23 protein-coding genes and 1 pseudogene are annotated in these 21,168 nt (G+C 44.2%); 3 read left to right on the forward strand and 21 right to left on the reverse strand.

The window, feature by feature from the left end; genetic code table 11:
- Window positions 1-12 precede the first annotated feature (12 nt).
- Complete coding sequence (locus tag QOX44_RS14350) at window positions 13-975, reverse strand: GNAT family N-acetyltransferase (RefSeq protein ID WP_283684041.1); 963 nt, start codon at window positions 973-975, stop codon at window positions 13-15.
- Window position 976: 1 nt separating this feature from the next.
- Entirely contained in the window at window positions 977-1,108 is a 132-nt protein-coding gene (locus tag QOX44_RS14355; RefSeq protein ID WP_283684043.1) for a hypothetical protein, read from the reverse strand.
- Between the two features lie 84 nt (window positions 1,109-1,192).
- Here QOX44_RS14355 and QOX44_RS14360 point away from each other — a divergent pair, with 84 nt between their 5' ends.
- Window positions 1,193-1,723, forward strand: a complete 531-nt coding sequence (locus QOX44_RS14360) for a peptidylprolyl isomerase (RefSeq protein ID WP_283684045.1) — start codon at window positions 1,193-1,195, stop codon at window positions 1,721-1,723.
- 148 nt (window positions 1,724-1,871) lie between these two features.
- On the opposite strand, the gene QOX44_RS14365 is transcribed toward QOX44_RS14360, so the two are convergent.
- The 7 genes from QOX44_RS14365 to QOX44_RS14395 form a co-directional block, all read right to left on the reverse strand.
- Window positions 1,872-2,747 (reverse strand): aldose 1-epimerase family protein, encoded by an 876-nt coding sequence (locus QOX44_RS14365; RefSeq protein WP_283684047.1) that lies wholly within the window; start codon window positions 2,745-2,747, stop codon window positions 1,872-1,874.
- Window positions 2,748-2,757: 10 nt separating this feature from the next.
- A complete protein-coding gene (locus QOX44_RS14370; protein ID WP_283684048.1) occupies window positions 2,758-3,147 on the reverse strand; it encodes a 4Fe-4S binding protein in 390 nt (129 codons plus the stop codon).
- Window positions 3,148-3,303: 156 nt separating this feature from the next.
- Window positions 3,304-4,917 carry an alpha-L-arabinofuranosidase C-terminal domain-containing protein gene (locus tag QOX44_RS14375; protein ID WP_283684050.1) on the reverse strand — a complete coding sequence of 538 codons (1,614 nt, stop codon included), beginning with the start codon at window positions 4,915-4,917 and terminating at the stop codon, window positions 3,304-3,306.
- Between the two features lie 289 nt (window positions 4,918-5,206).
- The gene (locus QOX44_RS14380) at window positions 5,207-6,043 is read right to left on the reverse strand and encodes a carbohydrate ABC transporter permease (RefSeq protein WP_283684051.1); all 837 of its coding nucleotides are present in this window, start codon (window positions 6,041-6,043) and stop codon (window positions 5,207-5,209) included.
- Between the two features lie 14 nt (window positions 6,044-6,057).
- Window positions 6,058-6,951, reverse strand: coding sequence for a carbohydrate ABC transporter permease (locus tag QOX44_RS14385; protein WP_283684053.1), 894 nt, complete (start codon window positions 6,949-6,951; stop codon window positions 6,058-6,060).
- Window positions 6,952-7,049: 98 nt separating this feature from the next.
- A complete protein-coding gene (locus QOX44_RS14390) occupies window positions 7,050-8,288 on the reverse strand; it encodes an ABC transporter substrate-binding protein (protein WP_283684054.1) in 1,239 nt (412 codons plus the stop codon).
- 53 nt (window positions 8,289-8,341) lie between these two features.
- Complete coding sequence (locus QOX44_RS14395) at window positions 8,342-10,102, reverse strand: glycoside hydrolase family 2 protein (RefSeq protein ID WP_283684056.1); 1,761 nt, start codon at window positions 10,100-10,102, stop codon at window positions 8,342-8,344.
- Between the two features lie 234 nt (window positions 10,103-10,336).
- On the opposite strand from QOX44_RS14395, the gene QOX44_RS14400 reads away from it, so the two are divergent.
- Window positions 10,337-11,311, forward strand: coding sequence for an ArsR/SmtB family transcription factor (locus tag QOX44_RS14400; protein WP_283684058.1), 975 nt, complete (start codon window positions 10,337-10,339; stop codon window positions 11,309-11,311).
- Window positions 11,312-11,370: 59 nt separating this feature from the next.
- On the opposite strand, the gene QOX44_RS14405 is transcribed toward QOX44_RS14400, so the two are convergent.
- The 6 genes from QOX44_RS14405 to rpmJ all read right to left on the reverse strand — a co-directional run bounded on the left by QOX44_RS14405 (window position 11,371) and on the right by rpmJ (window position 15,343).
- Window positions 11,371-11,907, reverse strand: coding sequence for a bL17 family ribosomal protein (locus tag QOX44_RS14405; protein ID WP_176850124.1), 537 nt, complete (start codon window positions 11,905-11,907; stop codon window positions 11,371-11,373).
- A 174-nt stretch (window positions 11,908-12,081) separates the two neighbouring features.
- Window positions 12,082-13,041 (reverse strand): DNA-directed RNA polymerase subunit alpha, encoded by a 960-nt coding sequence (locus QOX44_RS14410; RefSeq protein ID WP_283684062.1) that lies wholly within the window; start codon window positions 13,039-13,041, stop codon window positions 12,082-12,084.
- A gap of 280 nt (window positions 13,042-13,321) precedes the next feature.
- Window positions 13,322-13,915 carry a 30S ribosomal protein S4 gene (gene rpsD, locus QOX44_RS14415; RefSeq protein ID WP_283684064.1) on the reverse strand — a complete coding sequence of 198 codons (594 nt, stop codon included), beginning with the start codon at window positions 13,913-13,915 and terminating at the stop codon, window positions 13,322-13,324.
- Between the two features lie 18 nt (window positions 13,916-13,933).
- The gene (gene rpsK, locus QOX44_RS14420) at window positions 13,934-14,332 is read right to left on the reverse strand and encodes a 30S ribosomal protein S11 (protein WP_176850133.1); all 399 of its coding nucleotides are present in this window, start codon (window positions 14,330-14,332) and stop codon (window positions 13,934-13,936) included.
- Window positions 14,333-14,491: 159 nt separating this feature from the next.
- On the reverse strand, window positions 14,492-14,860 hold the full coding sequence (rpsM, locus tag QOX44_RS14425; protein ID WP_283684066.1) for a 30S ribosomal protein S13: 369 nt from the start codon (window positions 14,858-14,860) through the stop codon (window positions 14,492-14,494).
- 369 nt (window positions 14,861-15,229) lie between these two features.
- Window positions 15,230-15,343: a 50S ribosomal protein L36 gene (gene rpmJ, locus QOX44_RS14430; protein WP_003022746.1), complete on the reverse strand. Its 114-nt coding sequence runs from the start codon at window positions 15,341-15,343 to the stop codon at window positions 15,230-15,232.
- Window positions 15,344-15,580: 237 nt separating this feature from the next.
- On the opposite strand from rpmJ, the gene QOX44_RS14435 reads away from it, so the two are divergent.
- Entirely contained in the window at window positions 15,581-16,420 is an 840-nt protein-coding gene (locus QOX44_RS14435; protein WP_283684090.1) for a DegV family protein, read from the forward strand.
- A gap of 512 nt (window positions 16,421-16,932) precedes the next feature.
- Here the strand turns inward: QOX44_RS14435 and QOX44_RS18260 are convergent.
- From QOX44_RS18260 to secY, 6 genes and pseudogenes are all read right to left on the reverse strand, one after another.
- Window positions 16,933-17,321: pseudogene (locus QOX44_RS18260) on the reverse strand (type III toxin-antitoxin system ToxN/AbiQ family toxin).
- 334 nt (window positions 17,322-17,655) lie between these two features.
- The gene (gene infA / locus QOX44_RS14445; protein ID WP_087222625.1) at window positions 17,656-17,874 is read right to left on the reverse strand and encodes a translation initiation factor IF-1; all 219 of its coding nucleotides are present in this window, start codon (window positions 17,872-17,874) and stop codon (window positions 17,656-17,658) included.
- 53 nt (window positions 17,875-17,927) lie between these two features.
- Window positions 17,928-18,200 carry a KOW domain-containing RNA-binding protein gene (locus tag QOX44_RS14450; protein WP_283684094.1) on the reverse strand — a complete coding sequence of 91 codons (273 nt, stop codon included), beginning with the start codon at window positions 18,198-18,200 and terminating at the stop codon, window positions 17,928-17,930.
- A 10-nt stretch (window positions 18,201-18,210) separates the two neighbouring features.
- The gene (gene map, locus QOX44_RS14455) at window positions 18,211-18,996 is read right to left on the reverse strand and encodes a type I methionyl aminopeptidase (protein ID WP_283684096.1); all 786 of its coding nucleotides are present in this window, start codon (window positions 18,994-18,996) and stop codon (window positions 18,211-18,213) included.
- Between the two features lie 2 nt (window positions 18,997-18,998).
- Window positions 18,999-19,643 carry an adenylate kinase gene (locus QOX44_RS14460; RefSeq protein ID WP_283684098.1) on the reverse strand — a complete coding sequence of 215 codons (645 nt, stop codon included), beginning with the start codon at window positions 19,641-19,643 and terminating at the stop codon, window positions 18,999-19,001.
- 210 nt (window positions 19,644-19,853) lie between these two features.
- On the reverse strand, window positions 19,854-21,167 hold the full coding sequence (gene secY / locus QOX44_RS14465) for a preprotein translocase subunit SecY (protein ID WP_283684100.1): 1,314 nt from the start codon (window positions 21,165-21,167) through the stop codon (window positions 19,854-19,856).
- Between the last annotated feature and the right edge of the window lies 1 nt (window position 21,168).

Below are 21,168 nucleotides of genomic sequence, written 5' to 3' on the forward strand. Positions count from 1 at the left end.
TCTTTCTGTGTGTTATTTTTGTCTTTGGCACGTTTCATCCGGCAGCGCTGTTTCCCCGCTGCCTTCCTGCTGCCTTCGGTCTTCCCGAAAAACAGCCAGTTTATACTCTAGCATACTATAATTTCCTTGTAAACTGTTTCCCTGAAATCCAAGCTTTTTCGCAAGACGCAGAGACGGCTCGTTCCCGGCTGCGATCCGCACATATACCTTCTGCCAGTCCGTCCTCTCCTCCGCATAGGAAAGAGCTGCCGCACACATTTCTGTTCCATATCCCATGCGGCGGTATGCTTCATCCAGCATATACTGAAGCTCTGCAACCTCCCCATTTTGCGAAAACCCACAGCACCCGATCAGCGGACCGTCTTTTTTCCATACTCCCCATATCCCGTAGCCGAAAAAACGATAGGCATGTCCGATATAGGCAAGCAGCGTCTCCTGCCGAAAAAAATTATCCTCAAATCCGCCTGCCAGAGCCGCTTCCATCCCCTTCTGCGTACTGATCTGATAAAGGCGCGGGGCGTCCTGCGCTGTGATCTCCCGCAAAACGAGACGCTGTGTATACGCTACCGTGACCGGGCGGCCCGTCCCGCGCAAAAGGCATTCCTCCAGTACATCTGCATCCAATGCTTCCAGGGTATCCGTCACAAGCGCGGCTCCTTCAAAAAACCCGGAAATCCCGCACTGCCCATCCTCATCCTCGCACCCGATACAGATAAATCCTCCGGCAGCCAGTCGGGCAGCCACTCCCCGGTCATCCGTAATAATCACCGTGTTCATCCTGCTGACATCCTCACCAAAAACAAAAGCGCTGCCCTTTTCCTCCCGGACCCCTTCACCTGATGGCAGATCCCGGTACACCCTGCAGGTAATCCCTTCCAGAGAAAGGCTGGCAGACAGCTTCAGCACCTGCTGCTCCCGGGGCTCATGCAGTATCACTATCACCCGCTCCACGGCTCTTCCCCTGTTGTTTTCCACTTTACATCCCTCCATTTCTCATCTGCTGCCTCTTTCCGGCACTTTCATCCACCGCCCTGCCCGATCCGGTCCGGCTTTTCCACATCTTCCCCACGGTTTTTCCCCCTTCTTTGCTGTCTTTCCTGTTTTTCAAATACTTGCCTTCTTTTCCCGAAACGATTATAATAAGGACGGCATCATTTTAACAGGAAAATCCAATACAGAAAGGACTACAACTATGGCACAAAATCCAATCGTTACTATAACTATGGAAAACGGCAATATCATCAAGGCTGAGCTCTATCCGCAGATCGCTCCCAACTCTGTGAATAATTTCATCAGCCTGATCCACAAGGGCTTTTATAACGGACTGATCTTCCACCGGGTGATCAACGGCTTCATGATCCAGGGCGGATGCCCGGACGGCACTGGTATGGGAGGCCCTGGATATACCATCCCAGGAGAATTTTCACAGAATGGGTTCAAAAATGATCTGAAGCACACAGAGGGCGTCCTCTCTATGGCACGCGCCATGCATCCAGACTCTGCCGGAAGCCAGTTCTTCATCATGCACAAGACATCCCCGCATCTGGACGGCGCATATGCCGCATTCGGAAAGGTGACAGAGGGAATGGATATTGTCAATAAGATCGCTGAGACGGCAACAGATTTCCGCGACCGGCCGCTCGAGACACAGAAGATCGCCTCTATGACCGTAGATACGTTCGGCGTTGATTATCCGGAACCGGAGAAATCAGGAAACCGCTGATACAGGAAAGTGAGAACCTTCCTGTACCATTAAAAAGGGATAATGCCGGCAATGTGCATATCGCATATGCCCTGCATTATCCCTCTTTTCTTCTCTTTTCCAGAAATCTCCGGCCTTTTCTTTCCTCCTGATAAGAGTCAGGATCTGCCTATTCTACCGTGATCACCCAGGTTGTCTCATAGCTCCTGCCTGCATCCAGACGGGTAAGGTCTGCCTGCTGCGTAAGCTCCTCAACAATCCCGTCACGGGACGGCAAAGCACTCCACGGCTCCACACACACGTATGGCGCATCGCAGTTCGGTTTATGCCAGAAACCGATATACTGAAAATCCGGATAATCTACTGTAATACTCTTCTTGCCCTTATCACTTGCGATCTTCACACTGCGCGCCGCATTTTTCAGCACGATCGCATCCTGCGCAAACATCTCATGCCTAAGAGGAAGTCTCCTGTCATCTGCCAGCGGATAGATATCATCATGGCTGGTCAGGAAACACTTATCCGTAAATCCGATCCGATTCGGACGTGCCGGGTGAGAAAACTCAAGATAATAATCCTCAAAGGAAAGCCCTTCTTCCATGGGAACATTAAATCCCGGATGCCCGCCGATCGCAAAATACATCTTCTCTGCGCCCCTGTTTTCTACGCTGTTCGTCGTAAGCAGACGGTTTTTGTCCAGGCGGTATGTGATCCTGTAAGTAAACTCAAACGGATAATGCGCCTTCGTCTCCTCACAGCTGTCAAGGCGGAACGTGATCGCATCACACTCCTGCTTCTCCGCGGTCAATGTCATATATTTTACAAAGCCGTGGATGTTCATCTCGTACTCTTTTCCGTTTACCGTATACTTTCCATCTGTCATACGCGCAATATACGGGAACAGATTCGGCGCCTTGTCTTTCCAGTATGCCGGATCTGCCTGCCAGAGGTACTCTGTGCCGTCAGCACCCCTGATCGACTGCAGCTGCGCACCCTCATCGCTGACTTCTACGGTCAGAAACTCATTTTTTATCGTATAATTCATTTTGTCTCCTTTATTTTTCCTGCACTTCCAGGATTCCCATCGGACATGCCTTCGCACAAATACCGCAGGAAATACATTTTGATGCTACCGGAGAGGTCTCCGCCTTTACCATCACGCCCATCGGACAGACTTCAACACACTTACCACAGCCTGTACACAGCTTCTTGTCTACTACGTATACACCCTTGGCATTCTGCTTGATCGCGCCCGCCTCACAGTTTCTTGCACATTTTCCACACTGGATACATGTCTTTACTGTCGCATCCGTACCTGTCTTGGAAACAATCTGAATACAGGACTTCGCCGGATCAAACTCCTTGTAAAAAGCCTGTGAACATGCCTCCACACAGCTCAGACATGCCATACACGCTGTCTTGTCAGTAACTACTAATTTCTTCATATGTATACCTCCACTGTATAATAATATGATATAAAATAAATATCCCGCAAAGCGCAAAACCGCGCCAAGAGTTCTTTTCATTATACCATCAGAGGTGTACTAACGTCAATTTTAATTGTCTGGTTTTGTAAATTTGGTGAGTTGATCTCCTTTTTATTATATACGCACACGATTAACCGAGTGTGGAGCAAAATGAATTTCTCCCTTTTCAGCAAATTCTTTCCTTACCACAGGTACTATATTCATTTGTTCTATACTATTCCTGTCTGACACCTTTTTCGATGTAATTTCAGTAATCTCTGCTTCATGTGCCTCAAATTCAGTCTGAAGCACAAGCTCTTCTTCTAAGGACCGATTGACTACAAAAAGAATCCTATTCCCCTGGTCATCTAGGCAGACAACAATGTCTGCATACGGCACATCTTGCAATGGTTCTATATTTCCAATCTGTATTTCTGTATCATATGACTCACAGCTTACACAAGAATCTATAATTTGAGAAATTCTGCTTTCTGCATAAAGCTTCATGACATAATAGCTTGCTGTACCATATGCAGTTCCATTTTTACTCACGATAATTCCACCTGGCCAGCCATTCACTAAGTCTGAAATATTACACATTTTAAGTTTATCTGTATTTCTCAAAAACATATTCAGCATTCCTGCATTGAATATCGCCGCTTCCAGCGTTTGCTCGCGAAAAGAATCAATCAACGTTCCAAGGTTATACTCTGTGACAGCAAGCTTTGCGCGGGAATTTGAAGCTGTTACAATATCAAAGGTCTCATTTAATATTTCTTCATATTTTACTACCGATCCTGTCACTGCATAGTAAATATCTCTATTATCTACATGCCGTTTTTCCATAGCCTTTAATGTATACATATGTAAGCACAAAACATCAAGCTGAGTCCCTAAGACTGCACTAACTGTCTTATTCCAATCCTGAGAGCGACTGTCTCCATCTCCCGCACAGGCCATAAACACAATGCTATCATCCTTCTCTTTCATGGCATGGTAAAATTCTTGATATTTTTCTGCATACTCTAGAGCATTGCAATGACCGATCTCCCAATCTCCAAATGTCTCATTTCCAATATCCCAGTATTTGATATTATAGGGTTCCGGATGTCCGTTTTCTGCTCGCATCTGCCCATACTGTGTATCTGATGCGCCATTGCAATATTCAACCCATGCTGCCGCCTCCTGAGCAGTGCCGCTTCCAAAATTCACGCAAATCATTGGTTCACAGCCGACTGCTTTGCAAAATTCCATATATTCATCCGTGCCAAAACTATTATCTTCATAGCCGCCCCAATGACGGTTATGACGATACGGTCGCTGATCCCTTTCCCCTACTCCATCCATCCAATGATAGCAATCTGCAAAGCAACCGCCCGGAAAACGAATAACTGGAGGACACAGCATTCTTATATGTTCATAAACCTGCGGCCAAATTCCATGTTTGGTATTTGCAGGCATCAACGATGCTCCATCGAGCCACACCGTTCCTTCTCCCAGTAATCGAATTTCAAAAATGCCATTTGTAGTCGGCCGTCCCGCCTCAAATTCAAAGTCAAACCGCTGCCATTGCTGCCCTGCTACAAATCTAACACTGTGATAGCTATAGCCATCCCCATCTTTTACACTTATCTGAATTTGCGCCGTATCTTCTGACTTCGCCCATATATGGCCGTTGTACGTTTCTTTTTTTAAGAACAAATTGCCCTGCGCGACACCGACATAACCATCATAATCATTGTAACACATAAGTTTCTGCGACAATCCATCCTTTGCCAGAGAAGGATTTTGATCCAAGGTTATGTCAAAGGAATTATTATACCCTGTACGATACCAACCTTCTGCAATGTTCGGATTTCCGTCAACAACTCCCTGCGGTATCTTCTTTCTTCTGTCAAATCCTCTGTTCTTTAAAAGCTCTGCCCACATTCCATCGTCAATACAATCTCTCATAAATTCAATAAAATGGCCGAAGATCAATGGGTTTGCCTGTCTCAAACTTGTTTTTTTCACTTTCAGCTTTGCCTTCTTCATATTATCATCCTTTCATTCCTGTCATCGCTATTCCCTGCACAAACTGCTTTTGAGCAAAAAGATATGCAAGCAAGATTGGAAGAAGCGACAAACATGCACCTGCCATAATCACGCCATACTCCACAACATGAGTTCCCATAAACGTTGCCAATCCCGCCGGCAGTGTTTTCATACTTTCATCAGTAGTCAATATCAATGGATACAGAAGGTCATTCCACTGATACATAAAGTGAAAGATAAACAAAGAAACAATGGCCGGCTTGCATAACGGAACCATAATTTTAGCAAAAATACGGAACTCACCGGCTCCATCAATCCGCCCTGCATCCTCCAGACCTTTTGGAAGTGATATAAAAAACGAACGCATCATAAAGATACCAAAAGCATTTGTTGCTCTTGGAAGCAGTAATCCAAGATATGTATTTGTCAGATTCAATTTAAAAATCTCTACAAACAGAGGAATCATAATTACCTGAAATGGTATCATCATAGTTCCCATTACAAGTAAAAACATAATATTTTTGCCTGGAAATTTCATTCTGGCGAAAGCGTATCCCGCCATAGTATCAAACAATAAGGAAACACACGTTACTGAAGTTGCAAAAATAATAGTATTCTTATAGTAATCCATAAAGGGGATTCTTTTCCAAATATCAATATATGATTGCAGCCCAAAATGTCCAGAAAAAAGTTTTGGAGGAAAAGCAACAATATCAGCCTCTGCCTTAAAAGAAGTTACCACCATCCAAAGAAACGGATATAATACAACAAACAATAAAATTCCCAGCACCAAAATTCTGAGCAACCAGCCTACCCTTTTCCCGGTATGTCCTGTCTTCATTTTAACTCCTCCTCTTATGCCAAATCTTCTTCGCCTTTTGTCATTCGTTTAAACGTCAATACAGAAGCAACAAATGTGATCAGGAATAATGCCACAGCAATCGCAGATGCATAACCCATATTGAAAGAATCAAACGCTGTACTATAAATCAACTGCACCAAAGTCTGTGTCTTAAACAAAGGACCGCCCTTCGTCATAACGTACACCTGATCGAATACCTGAAATGACCCTATGATAGCATTCACAATGGTAAAACTAAGTGTAGGCATTAGCATCGGAACCGTAATACGTTTGAACTGCTGCCAGCTAGTCGCACCGTCAAGTTTCGCCGCTTCATAATAAGATTCATCAATACCATTTAGTCCCGCCAGCAAAATAACCATATTAAACCCAAAATTTTTCCAAACTCCCACCAAAATTACTGCTGGCATAGCTAATGTCGGACTATTTAATACATTGACCGGCTCAAAACCAAATAAGGTAAGCCAATAACTAAACATTCCCACATCCGGGTTAACCAGAAAGCTCCAGACAATTGACACCACCGTCATAGAACATATTGCCGGTAAAAAAAATACGGATTTGCAAATACTTGAAAACCAGCCTTTTCGTTTTACCAGCACAGCTGCGCCCAGTGCCAGTCCAATCAGTAGCGGCACAGAAAACACTGTATAGTACAACGTATTAAACAAAGCGTTCCAAAAACGCTTGTCCTGAACGAGTTTTATATAATGATCAAATTTCTGAAATTCAATGTGATTAAACATCATGTCAAACTTCAAAAAGCTAAAAACAACCGCTATGATCAGAGGAACAAATACGAACACCGTAAAAATAATCATAGATGGTGCCACAAATAGCAATCCTGCCCGTTCTCGCTTTTTTTCCAGTGTAACTCTTTTCTTCATAATCTTCCTCCAGTAATACGTAATCTGCCCTTAAATTTAGGAGTGGGGGACGCTTTTATGTTCCCCCATTCCTCTCACTGTCTGTTAATTTTTTACTACTACTGAATCAGGCTCTCAATAACTGCATTGGCCTCATCTAATGTTTCTTGTACATCTGCATTCTCAAGTAATATCTTCTCAAATGCCGGAACAATCGCCTGCGTATCTACTTCAGCAAAATTTGTCAGCTGCTGCAAATACATCTTGCTTTCATTTGCCGACTTAGCAAATTCTGCAATATATAGGTTCTCCGCCAGTCTCTCGTCGTCAGCAATGTCTGTTCTTGCTGGCGGGAATCCTGTTCCAAGGCTCCACTTTACCTGTGTATCTTTCGAATTCCACCATCCGAAGAAATCATAAACTGCTTCCTTTTGCTTGCTGGAAGAAGTCAGATACATACCCACACCATTTGCCTGTGTAATCTGTTCCTGCGGCCCTGCTGGTGCCTGTGCTACCCCATAATCAATTCCTGCATCCGTAAATCCGTTCGTTGCCCATGGACCACAGAAATACATTCCTAGCTTCTGACTTTCAAATAGTTTATCAATTTCTCCACCAGTCAATACCTCTGGACCAAACTTCTTATCTCTGATATTCTCTGCCCATCTCGTGATTGTCTCCACATTCTCTGGACTATTAAATACTGCTTTACCATCTTTAATAATGTCACCACCATTTCCCCAGAGCATAATACACCACATCGGTGTAGTATCCTTTACTGCCATATCAAAACCATATTTATCTGTATTATCCACAATCTGCTGTGCATACTGTTCCAATTCCTCCCATGTAGTTGGCGGCGCTTCCGGATCCAGCCCTGCTTCTTCAAAAATTGTCTTATTATAATACAAGAGCAGTGTCGCAAAATTCATTGGAACACCGTAATACGTTCCATCATATTTCAAGTTTTCTCTCAATGTTTCCGGAATAACAGATTCATCAACAATGCCTGCTTCATATACATCATCTATTGGCACAAATGCTCCTGGCTCCGCATATGTGCCAATCCGCTCTGTTGCCATTGCCAAAATGTCCGGCCCTTCCCCTACCGGGAGTACTGTGGCAAGCTTCTGATAAAGACTATCCCATGGCATGATTGTCATCTCAACCTCAATGTTTTTGTCATTTGTTTCATTATACTCATTTACCAAAGCCTCCAGCGTTTCTTTATCAGAGCCAGTAAATCCATTCCAAAATGTGATAACTGTCTTTTCTGCGCTTTCTTCTGCACATACGTGTGTCGCCATCGGTAATACCATAGCTGCTGCTAATACAACTGCAAGTATCTTTCTTTTCATGTCTTTTCCTCCTATGATTATATAGTTTTATCTGATAAGCGCCTCGCGCTCCATCATTCCAGCTTTCTGATGATCCGTGCAACCTTTTCCGGGGCAATTTTATCCGAATGATCCATATACATATGACCGTTTTGTTCCTGTTCAACATCTGTCAATTGGGTCATACAGAAACCGCAAAACTGTCCCATTTCCAAAACAGTATCAATCAGACTCTCTAAACGTTTCAAATATCCCTCCTCATTCTGTTCCTCAGCCCCGTATCCCCAACCATTTTCGTTGTTTCCATATGCGATTCCACCAAACTCACTAAGCATTAATGGCTGTCCTTCATACTGATACCCTTCTGCAAATGCATATCTTTCTCCATTAAAAGCTCTTCGATTGGCCAGATTTTCTTCTGGATACCTCCAGTTTCGTTTTAACTGCACTCCATCTGACGCATAATCATGCAACGTAATAATATCTGACTTTGTATGCTCCCAGCCATCATTGCTAATTACAGGTCGCGTATCATCCAATGCCTTTGTTATGTAATAAAGCGATTCTGTAAAATTCTGCGCCTTGCTGTCTTTAATGACACGCGGAATCCCCCAGGATTCATTAAACGGCACCCAAGTTATAATAGACGGATGATTGTAATGCTGCGTTACAATATTTATCCACTCCGAGGTTACCTTAACGATTGCAGCATTGTTTAGTTCATAAAAAGATGGCGCTTCACACCAAACCAGGACCCCTTTTACATCAGCCCAGTAATAAAAACGTTCGTCTTCAATTTTCTGATGTTTTCTGACTCCGTTATATCCATATGCAAGAATCTCATCAATATTTTTTCGGATTGCCGCCTCATCAGGAGGTGTCATTCCTGAATCCTTCCAATATCCCTGATCTAGGATCATTCTCAAATAATAATCCATATTATTAATCTGAATCCTACATCCTCGGGCAGATACCTTTCTAAGGCCAAAATAGCTTCCCACCTCATCAACCAGTATCCCATTCTTATAAATTCTCACACATACATCATACAAATGCGGGGACTTCGGGCACCAATACTTCACTTTCCATTTCACATTATCGTTTTCAAGTGAAAAGCGTCTGGAATAGCTGTCTTTCACAAGCACTTCTTTCTGACTACATACCAGTTCCTCCTTATAACTGATGATTGTTTCCACCTCTACCGTATCATCACTGGAAGTACAAAAGATGCGATACTCCAAATCTACAGCATTTTCATCATACCTTGGAATTATATGCAAATGTTCTAAGTATGTCTTACTGACAGCCTCTGCCCATACACTTTTCCAAATACCTGTAGTCTGCACATACCAACAATCGTAATTGTTTTTTAACCAGCGCTGCTTACCTCGAGGCTGTATAGTAGAAAGACTATCACTCACCCGCAATACCAGAATGTTGTCTCCCTCTTTCAAAAAGTCCGAAATATCAAATGAAAATCTTGTATATCCTCCTTCGTGACTGCCGGCAAATACGCCATTTACCCAAATCTCTGTCTTATAATCAACGCCTTCAAAATTTAAAATTACATTTTTTCCCTGTGCGCAAAGACTTGCAAAATTAACATTCTTGCTATACCATATAGTTTCATGAGGTTCCAAACAGCCAATACCGCTCTTTATAGTCTCATAGGAAAAAGGAACCATTATTTTTTTATCCTCAAAACCATTCTGCCAGCCAGAGGCAGTTCCTACTTTTTGATCATCAAAACGAAAATTCCATTCACCGTTTAAATCAAGATAGGAATCTCGAACAAATTGTGGTCTGGGATAATTTTCCCGATAATACTTTGTCATATTTCTTCCTCTCTTTATTTCACTTTTACTGTATAATCACTATAATATATTTTGTATATTTTGTCAATATTCTTATTGTTTTTATTTACTTTTTTATATATTTTGTACAGTTTTATTGTTTCGATCCATTTATTTATTACAGTATTATTATAATAAATTGATTTTTCTATTTTGGTATGATACAATACATTTTGAAATTAACAACAATGCTATTTTCATCCGCGGAGGCTTCTCATGAACGCTACAGAAACAATAAACTCAGGAAAAATCAATCGACACATCGCTCTAACCCTGGATGACCCCAACCACTATAGACCACTCGAGATTATCGGAAAGGCACTTTCCTCTCCCGTGCGCTTGAAAATGCTCTATCTTCTTAAAAATGACTCTTTAAATATTATAGAACTTGCGCAGGCATTACAAATCCCTGTATCTTCTGCCGCTTTTCATGTAAACCTTCTAGAAGAAGCCGGACTGATTACCGCCGAAATCCTCCCTGGCGTCCGTGGATCTCAAAAAGTATGCAGCTCCAGAGCACAGGATATTCACATAGCCATAAATACCGCTTCACAGCAAACGCCTTCTCGTTCATTTTCTGTGGACATGCCAATAGGTAACTATTTTGATTTTAAAATCCATCCTACCTGTGGGATGGTCGACGAAAATACTTATATTGAATCTTGTGACGATGTTCGAGCCTTTTATTCACCACGCCGTATCTCCGCCCAATTAATCTGGTTCCATAAGGGATTTATCGAATATCGTTTTCCCAACCATTTCCTGATTGATTCAAAGCCAACCTTTCTTTCATTCAGCCTGGAAATTTGCTCAGAAGCACCCGGATATCGCAATGTATGGCCTTCGGATATCACATTCTTTATTAATGATGTTGAGCTTCTAACTTATACCTCTCCAGGAGATTTTGGCGGACGACATGGCAAGCTGACCCCCGCCTGGTGGACCGACGGAAACACACAATACGGACTGCTTAAAACAATCGGAGTAAGTGATAAAGGAGTCTCTTTAGACGGCATATTAATAACTGACAACATTACCATCGACTCTCTTAGCCTCCCTACCATGCCTTATATTTCTTTTAAAATCGCAATCAAGGAAGATGCTATACACACCGGTGGAATCAATATTTTCGGGAAATCTTATGGAGATTACTCTCAGAATATTATTATGTATATTGACACACAAAACTAACTTTACAAAAAAAGCAGACTCCCTACGGAATCTGCTTTTTATATTCAGAACTTTTCTAATTAAACCAGCTCAAGAACTACTTCCATCGCTGCGTCACCTTTACGCTGACCAATCTTTACGATTCTTGTGTAACCACCGTTACGGTCTGCATACTTCGGTGCGATCTCATCGAACAGCTTTGCTGTCAGGTCGATCTCTTTTGTATTTTTCTTCTTTCCTGCTGCCTCAGCCGGAACCTCTTTTACCGGATAAAGAACCTTCAGCATCTGACGACGTGCGTGCAGTCTGCTCGGCTTATCCTTTTTGATCTCCTTCTGAACCTCATCGTATACGGTAACTTTCTTTCCGTCTACTACTTCTTTGACTCTCTTACCGTCTTTGTCCTTGCGGGCAACCTTTGCTGTAACGGTAACTGTCTCATAGTTGTCTCTCTCTTTTACTGCGAGTGCGATAAGACCTTCTGCGATCTTGCGAACTTCTTTCGCCTTAGACTCTGTAGTAACGATCTTTCCTCTGTAGATCAGAGCTGTTACCTGATTGCGGAGCAGAGCCTTTCTCTGGTCTGCTGTTCTGCTCAGTTTTCTATATCCTGCCATTATAATATTTCCTCCATTCTGGAACGCATAGCCACACTCTTCGGATTTTACTGACTACACGCTGTCTTGTCCATCGTGTATATACGCCGCTCCTCTCCATCCGGAAAAGCGGCTGGCTTCTCAACCGCTTCGCCTGTCGAGAAGTATCGGACATCCCGCTTCGCCCGTATGTCCTTACTCGTCGCTCGGATTCAGTGATAACCCAAGCTCTTTCAGCTTGCCAAGAACCTCTTCCAGGGATTTGCGTCCGAGGTTGCGGACCTTCATCATATCCTCAGATGTTCTGTTGCAAAGCTCTTCTACTGTATTGATACCTGCGCGCTTCAGGCAGTTGAAGGAACGTACGGAAAGCTCCAGCTCGTCGATGTTCATCTCGAGAACCTTTTCTTTCTCGTTATCCTCTTTTTCAATCATAACTTCTGCTGATTTTGCATTTTCAGAGAGGTCGATGAAAAGCCCCAGATGTGCGCTCAGCACCTTTGCTGCAAGACTGACTGCCTCATCCGGCTCCAGCGTTGCATTTGTGTATACATCCAGTGTCAGCTTATCATAATCCGTAATCTGTCCTACACGCGTATTCTCAACAGTAATATTCACACGCTCAACCGGAGTATAGATCGCATCTACAGCGATCACGCCGATCGGCATATCCTCTGTCTTGCCTTTTTCAGCGCTGACATAGCCGCGGCCCTTTGTGATCGTAAGCTCCATATAAAGCTTACTGTCTGCGCCGCCATTTAATGTCGCGATCACCAGATCCGGATTCATGATCTCAATATCCTGATCTGCCTGAATATCTCCCGCCGTCACTACGCCTTCGCCTTCGAATTCAATATACGCAGTTTTCGGCTCGTTTGTCTCACTGTTGTTTTTGATCGCCAGTGATTTGATATTCATGATAATCTCTGTGACGTCTTCTTTTACGCCAGGGATAGAGCTGAACTCATGCAGTACGCCATCGATCTTGACCTGGCTTACAGCAGCGCCCGGCAGAGAAGAAAGCATGATTCTTCTCAGAGAATTTCCAAGCGTTGTACCGTAGCCTCGCTCAAGCGGCTCTACTACAAATCTTCCAAATCTCTTATCTTCTGACATTTCTGCTATTTCAATTTTCGGTTTGTTGAAATCGAACACTATTCGCCCCTCCTTACTGGGAATGTGATATTCTGAGGGTTTCTTATACTCGCTGTGCTTCCCCGACTACGCTGCCGCACGTCCTTGCCCCGGGCATTTGCCCTGCCAGGCAGCATTTGCGAAAATCTGCTTTTTGAGCAAGCTCCCTGCATCTGCGACTGACTGCCAGCTGGCACAGCTCATAGCTTTCGTGTATTTTAAGTAACAGTTCAGCCATGCACAAGGATAGAAAAATCTGAGTGCAAACTCGTCCAAAAACAATGGCTGAACGATTACTATTTTATTTAGAATACAGCTCGACGATAAGCACTTCGTTAACCGGAACATCGATCACTTCTCTGGACGGAAGCTCTTTTACTGTTCCTTTCAGTGTCTCTGTATCAACATCCAGCCATTCCGGTACAAGGCGTCCGCCTGTTACCTCAAGAATGTCTTTGTATCTCTGAGAACCTTTGCACTTCTCTTTGATCTCGATTGTATCGCCAGCCTTTACGATGTAAGACGGAATATTTACCTGCTTACCGTTTACAAGAACATGCTTGTGGTCAACGATCTGTCTTGCTTCTCTTCTTGTTCTTGCAAGACCCATACGGAATACTACGTTGTCCAGACGGCACTCCAGAAGCATCATCAGGTTGTTACCTGTCTGTCCCGGCATTCTGTCGGCTTTCTTGTAGTAGTTACGGAACGGCTTCTCCAGCACACCGTAGATGAATTTTGCTTTCTGCTTTTCGCGCAGCTGCAGACCGTACTCACTTACTTTACGGTTTGCGCGCTTTAACTCTCTGTTTGATTTTTTATCTATTCCTAAATATACCGGATCAAGACCAAGTGATCTGCATCTTTTAAGAACTGGAACTCTGTTAACTGCCATTTCTATAGACCTCCCTGATTAGACTCTTCTGCGTTTTGGCGGACGACATCCGTTGTGCGGTACCGGCGTTACGTCGCGGATACTTACTACCTCAAGACCGTTTGCGGAAAGTGCGCGGATCGCTGCCTCGCGTCCTGATCCCGGTCCCTTTACGAATACGTCAACTGTCTTCAAACCATGTACTAAAGCTGCCTTTGTAGCAGTTTCTGCAGCCATCTGTGCTGCATACGGAGTAGATTTCCTTGAACCTCTAAATCCAAGACCACCAGCACTTGCCCATGATAAAGCATTTCCCTGTGCATCCGTCAGAGTAACGATCGTGTTATTGAAGGATGACTGGATATGTGCCTGTCCACGTTCAACGTTTTTCTTTACACGCTTTTTTGTCACTTTCTTTGTAACTTTTTTAGCTGCCATAATCTAAACTAACCTACTTTCTGTGTTTTCCTAATTATCATTTACGGGTAGGTTCGATTCTCCAAGCTCTGCCTTCGCCTGCGGCTGTCAGCGCTAAGGTCATCGAACGAAGTACGCATCAGGATTTCAACTTCGCTGCTCGCTCGTTTTATCGAGTGCTTACTTCTTCTTGTTTGCTACTGTTCTCTTCGGACCCTTACGTGTTCTTGCGTTGGTCTTTGTCTTCTGACCACGAACCGGAAGGCCTTTTCTATGACGGATACCTCTGTAGCATCCGATCTCCTGCAGTCTCTTGATGTTGAGCGCCGTATCTCTTCTGAGGTCACCCTCTACCATGTAATTCTCATCGATAATATCGCGGATACGTCCTACTTCCTCATCTGTCAAATCTCTGACACGTGTATCAGGATTTACATTCGCTGCAGCCAGAATCTTGCTTGCACTTGTTCTACCGATACCGTAGATGTAAGTCAAACCGATTTCTGCACGTTTTTCTCTTGGTAAGTCTACACCAGCAATACGAGCCATGTAATTGTTCCTCCATTTTCTTTTATTGGTTCTAATTGGGGCAAACATCGTCGCCCAGCCACCGAAGTGACCTTTCCGTTCCATTAAGCCATGAACCTCTCACACGCACCGAATCTGTATCGGCACTGTCTGTCGGATGGCGTCCGCCAGACTGTTCTTGCAAGGCATGCTCATCCTGTGCACAGCGGTTTTCGCACAGAATCGTATACTGCCAAAATCCTGGACCGGTATCAAAATCAATATCGCAACGAAATAAAATCCAGATCTCATTTATTTCATCGTTATATTGTCATGACGAGTGAACTGTAACAATCCACTGTCATTTCCGCCGTTTTCATTTTGCACAATGTTTCAGGATGTGCGTGTTGCCTAGCCCTGTCTCTGTTTGTGCTTCGGGTTCTCACAGATAATCCGGATGCTTCCCTTTCTCTTGATAACCTTACACTTTTCACAGATAGGCTTTACTGATGATCTAACCTTCATGGTTAATCCTCCTTTCACCTTTGTTCTGTTTTTGAGCATAATAAATGGGCGCACTGCACCCGTGCTCACAAAAGTACAGATGTCATTATAGTACAGCTCCCCCGGAAATGCAAGAGGAAATTTGCTTTTTTCCATTCTTTTTAGGTTGACAAATCCCGCTTCTTCAATTAGTATACTTTGTGAACTAATTATGGCAATACTGTTTTTTATTTCAGAATGAAAGAAAGAGGTACATAAATGATCCGAATACTTGTAGACTCATCCTCTGATTATCCTGTGGAAGAAATCAGACAAAAAAATCTGGAGCTCGTCCCCATCTCCATCACTATCGGGGAGCATAATTATATAGAAGGAAAAAATCTCGACCGGGATACATTTTATGAAATACTCACGGATGGCCGGGAGATCCCAAAGACATCACAGCCATCTCCGCAGGATTTTCTGACCTGTTTTGAACAGGCAAAGAAAAACGGCGATGAGCTCATCTGTATCCTGCTCTCCTCCGCATTGAGCGGCACATATCAAAGTGCAGTTCTTGCCAAAAGCATGGCAGATTATGATGGTATCTATCTGATCGACTCGCTTGCAGCTACAGTTAATATTAAAATTCTGGCTGACTACGCGCTTTGCCGCATTGCTGCCGGAGACAACGCTGCAGAAGTGGTTGCGGCTGTCGAATGTCTGAAGCCGCGCGTTAAAGTCATCGCAGCGCTTGATACGCTGGAATATCTGCGCCGTGGCGGACGTATTGGACGGGCAGCATCATTGATCGGGGAAATGGCCAATATCAAGCCAGTCATTACGCTCCTGGAAGATGGCACGATCGGCGCTGTCGGGAAATGTCTCGGCCGCAATAAAGCAGTCTCTTCCCTGATCAACCGGGTCGCAGAGCTTTCCCCGGATCCAGCCTTCCCGGTCTACTCGATTTACACGTACGGCACCGATAATTCCGAACGGTTCGAGCAGAAGCTTGTAAAAACCGGTATTTCCATCGCAGGCCGTATGCAGATCGGAGCTACCATCGGTACACACATCGGTCCCGGAGCCTTTGGGCTTGCGTTTGTTGCCAACGAGTAATAAAATGTCACAATGAAAGAGGTTGTCACAAAAATACGGACAACCTCTGACTTTTCATATCTTTAAGTTTTTCTGAGAAACAATATACCTTTAGATTTACTCATTTAAAAAGTATTTTATACACTCTGAAATTCTCCATACAGTAAAAGCAAACTCTATTATTGATCGCCATGCAAGCCTGCTTTTGCAAAATGCGCTTTATATACACCCGCTCTTTTCCAAAACCTGCTGCAAATGCATCTCCTGCTTCCCATTCAGCGGCTGAAAAGGATTTCACAGTATTTCTCCCGATAGCCGCGATCCGTTTTGTGCCATCGCCTTGTTCAAAGGACGCTGCCAATTCTGATCATTTCAAAGTAAAGCTTACAAAAATGCCCTACTCCCACTCGGTTTCGACAACTATATATTGTGTCTAATCAAGTTTTATATTTCGATATTTTATATAATCATTCTTGATATTCTATGCATTCTTCCTAATTTCGGGACCTTTTGCAAGCATTTTGCAACCACAATTACTTCGAAGCATTCCTCAGATATTTCTCTATGTATTCCCGGCACCCATCCTCTAAAATATGGAACGCACAGCTATTGTCGGTTAAAATCTGCTTACGATTTGATGTAACCATCTCATATATTTTATTAGCCTTCTTCTGAATTCGCTCTGCATTTTTCATACAAAATTGATATTCTTTATTTAACAATAGTCTGTATTTTTCATCCTCGACATCTTTGATTACCAGTTTTTCAATACATTCATCCCATTTACTTGCATAACAGCACCAAATGCAAACTTATTACGGTCTGTATACCGGATATTCGGCACTTTTGTCACTCCTCTTTTTTCCTTTTCGTATCTTTGGAGAAATCTATTATACTCCTCGTTTATGCGGTAAAAATCCATTTATATCCTCCGTTGTATAAACAAAACAGGGAGATAAGATACTTATCTCCCCGAAATTAACGATTCGCATTTTAAGCTGCGAAACACTTAAATTAAAGGTTCACATTCAAAGTAGTGAAGCACTTAAATTAAAGGTTTGCACTCAAAGTAGCAACGCACTTAAATCGAGCAAATTCCTTTGCTCACTTATATTATATGCAGTTCTGATAAAAAAATCAATATAACTTTTCAAAAACACAAGAGCCAGTTGCTGTAAAATTCCGTCTCTGAAACCAAAACACCCGCAGGATCTTCTCCAGCAAACTGCTGCAAATATATCCTGCGGGTGTGCGTGTTATTTATCTCTCCAGATGATTCTACCCTTTGTCAGATCATACGGGGAAAGCTCGATCGTAACCTTGTCTCCCGGAAGAATGCGGATAAAGTTCATACGGAGTTTTCCGCTGATATGCGCCAGCACGACGTGCTTATTCTCAAGCTCTACGCGAAACATCGCATTCGGAAGCTTCTCCAGCACAGTACCCTCTACTTCAATGACATCTGCTTTTGACATATGGACCTCCTGTCATTTCTACAATAATACGGACAGCATCACTGCCCCAAATGTTATCCCTGTTCCTGCAGCCTGCGATAATCCGCCAGAAGCTTCCTCACGTGTGCGTCCAGTGTAATGCTTTGCATCTGGTCAAGGATCTCGTCCGGCAGGTGCTTGATCACCTGCACGTGCTTACATTTCTTTTTTTTCGGCGACTCTAAAAGACGCCTTTTTCCGTCCGCCAGCCAGACGTATGTCCCGTCGTTTTCAAGAACCAGATACAGCGTATCCCTGTCATGTCCGGCTCTTGATACAGCCAGCATCCCGGCGGTCATTTCCTTCATATATTTCCTCCTAGAACGGAAACTTTCTTCCCTCTGGGCTGTCCGCACTGAGCGTCAGGATTTCCGGTTCGCCGTCTGTGATCAGGATCGTGTTTTCGTAGTGTGCAGACAGGCTCCCGTCCTCCGTCACTACTGTCCAGTCATCATCCAGCCACTCAACATCAGCACGGCCTGCATTGATCATCGGTTCAATGGCAAGCGTCATGCCCGGTACCAGACGGATACCACGGCTTCTCTGGCGGAAGTTTGGTATCTGAGGATCTTCATGGAGCTTATGACCAATCCCGTGTCCGACCAGATCTCTTACTACGCCGTAGCCAAAGGATTCTGCATAGTCACCGATCGCCGCTGAAATTTCGTGAAGACGATGTCCTGCTCTGGCAAATTCAATCCCACGGAAGAAGGATTCCCTTGTCACATCGATCAGCTTCTGCGCCTCCGGAGAGATCTTTCCCACACCGTATGTGCGCGCCGCATCGGAGTGCATCCCCTTATAGATCAGCCCTGCATCGATGCTGACGATATCGCCCTCATGAAGGATTTTTTCTTTATATGGAATCCCGTGCACAACCTCGTCGTTTACTGAGATACAAAACGACGCCGGATATCCGTTGTAGTTCAGGAAGTTCGGCTCGCATCCAAAACTGCGTATCACTTTCTCCCCAAGTTTATCCAGCTCATACGTAGATATTCCCGGACGGATCGCGTCTGCCAGCTCCTTGTGCACAATCTCAAGAAGTCTCCCGGCTTCGCGCATCAGTTCGATCTCTTTTGCCGATTTCACTGTAACTGCCATTTTTATGCCTCCAGAATCTTTGTGACTGCTGCAAATACGTCATTCATATCCTGTGTGCCATCCACGGTTTTAAGGATACCCTGTTCCGTATAGTAATCGATCAGCGGCTGCGTCTGCTCGTGATAAACACTCAGTCTCTTGTGTACTGTCTCAGGCTTATCATCCTCGCGCAGGATCAGTGTTTCCCCGCATACTTCACAGATATCGCCTTTTTTTGACGGATTGTGTACAATATGGTACGTTGCCCCGCAGCCTGTGCAGGCACGTCTTCCAGACATTCTTGTTACGATATTCTCATCCGGTACGTCTACATTGATCGCGTAGTCCATCTTCTCCCCGCGTTTTGCAAGTGCGCCGTCAAGCGCCTGTGCCTGCGGGATCGTTCTTGGAAATCCGTCCAGGATATATCCTCTGCTGCAATCGTCCTGGCTCAAGCGGTCGATCACGAGATCTACGGTCAGCTCATCCGGAACGAGAAGCCCCTGATCCATGTATTCCTTCGCTTTTTTGCCGAGTTCTGTACCGTTTTTAATATTTGCACGGAAAATATCGCCTGTTGAGATATGCGGCACCTGATATTTTGAGGCAATCATCTTTGCCTGCGTGCCTTTGCCGGCACCTGGTGCTCCCAGCATAATTATCTTCATAATTTAACACCGCCTTCGTATGTGCACTGATGAATGAACTATTCAATATCTTCATAGTTATAAAATTTTAGTGCACCTCCTCCCACCGCGTCATAATCGTCCCACGGGCCGGTTATCTTACAGCAGAAGTGAAGTACACCAATATTTAGGTAACGATGTGACCTGGATCGTTACATATTTTGCATCCGGCAGGGTCTGCCGGAGCAATCATTAATCTGTCAGGAATCCTTTGTAGTTACGAACTAACATCTGGGATTCAATCTGCTTGATCGTCTCAAGGATAACACCAACGATGATGATAAGAGAGGTTCCGCCAAAGGAAACCTGCGCTCCAAACACACCGTTAAAGAATACCGGAATGAGGACTACAAGGATAAGTCCTGCAGCACCGATAAAGATGATGTATCCAAGCACCTTATTCAGGTAATCAGTAGTCGGTTTGCCCGGACGGATGCCTGGGATAAATCCACCCTGCTTCTTCATATTATCTGCCACTTCAATCGGATTGAAGGTGATAGAAGTATAGAAATATGCAAAGAAAATGATCATTGCGATATAAAGAAGCAAACCTACTGAATAAATCGGCTGGCTGAAATTAAACCAGTTATTCTGGCTGAGCATTCCGACGATCGTAGCCCACACTCCTTTCGGAGTCGCATGAGAAAATGCGATGACGATCTGCGGAATAGACATCAGCGAGGAAGCGAAGATGACAGGAATAACACCTGCAGTGTTGACTTTAAGCGGAATGAAGGTAGACTGACCGCCGACCATCTTTCTGCCCTGCATCTTCTTCGCATACTGTACCGGAATCTTTCTCTGCGCATCGTTCAGGACAATGACCAAAACGACAGTAAGAAGGATTACGCCCAGAATGATGATTACTGCGAGTGCTCCGTGTGCAAGGGATTTTCCCTTTACGAACATCTCAAATAATCCTGTAATGTCTGAAGGAACGCTGGAAAGGATGTTCACCATCAGGATGATGGAGATACCGTTTCCGACTCCCTTCTCTGTGATTCTCTCACCCAGCCACATCAGGAATGCACTTCCTGCAGTGAGGGCAATGACTACGGTAAGGCCTTTCAGGAAGGTGATATCCGGGATCAATCCGGATTTTCCAAAGCCTACTGTCATGGCAGTACCCTCAACGAGTGCCAGAGCAACTGTGACGTAGCGTGTGATACTAGCAATTTTCTTACGTCCGTCCTCTCCATCCTTATGCATCTCCTCAAGCGCCGGAATGGCGATCGTGAGGAGCTGGATAATAATGGATGAAGTAATGTACGGCGTAATGCTCAGTGCGAAAATTGACATTCTCTCGAATGAGCCACCGGTGAATGCGGAGAAGAAATTCAGTGCATCATTGGACTGCTGTGCAAACCACTGTGAAAAGTAATTTCTGTCTACTCCCGGCACCGGAAGCTGTGACCCGAGTCGAACCACGATAATCATGCAAAATGTGAAAAACAGCTTTTTGCGGATATCTTTAATTCTGAACGCATTCTTCAGTGTCTCTAACATA

Source organism: Parablautia sp. Marseille-Q6255 (genome assembly GCF_951230155.1).
GTDB lineage: Bacteria > Bacillota > Clostridia > Lachnospirales > Lachnospiraceae > Choladousia.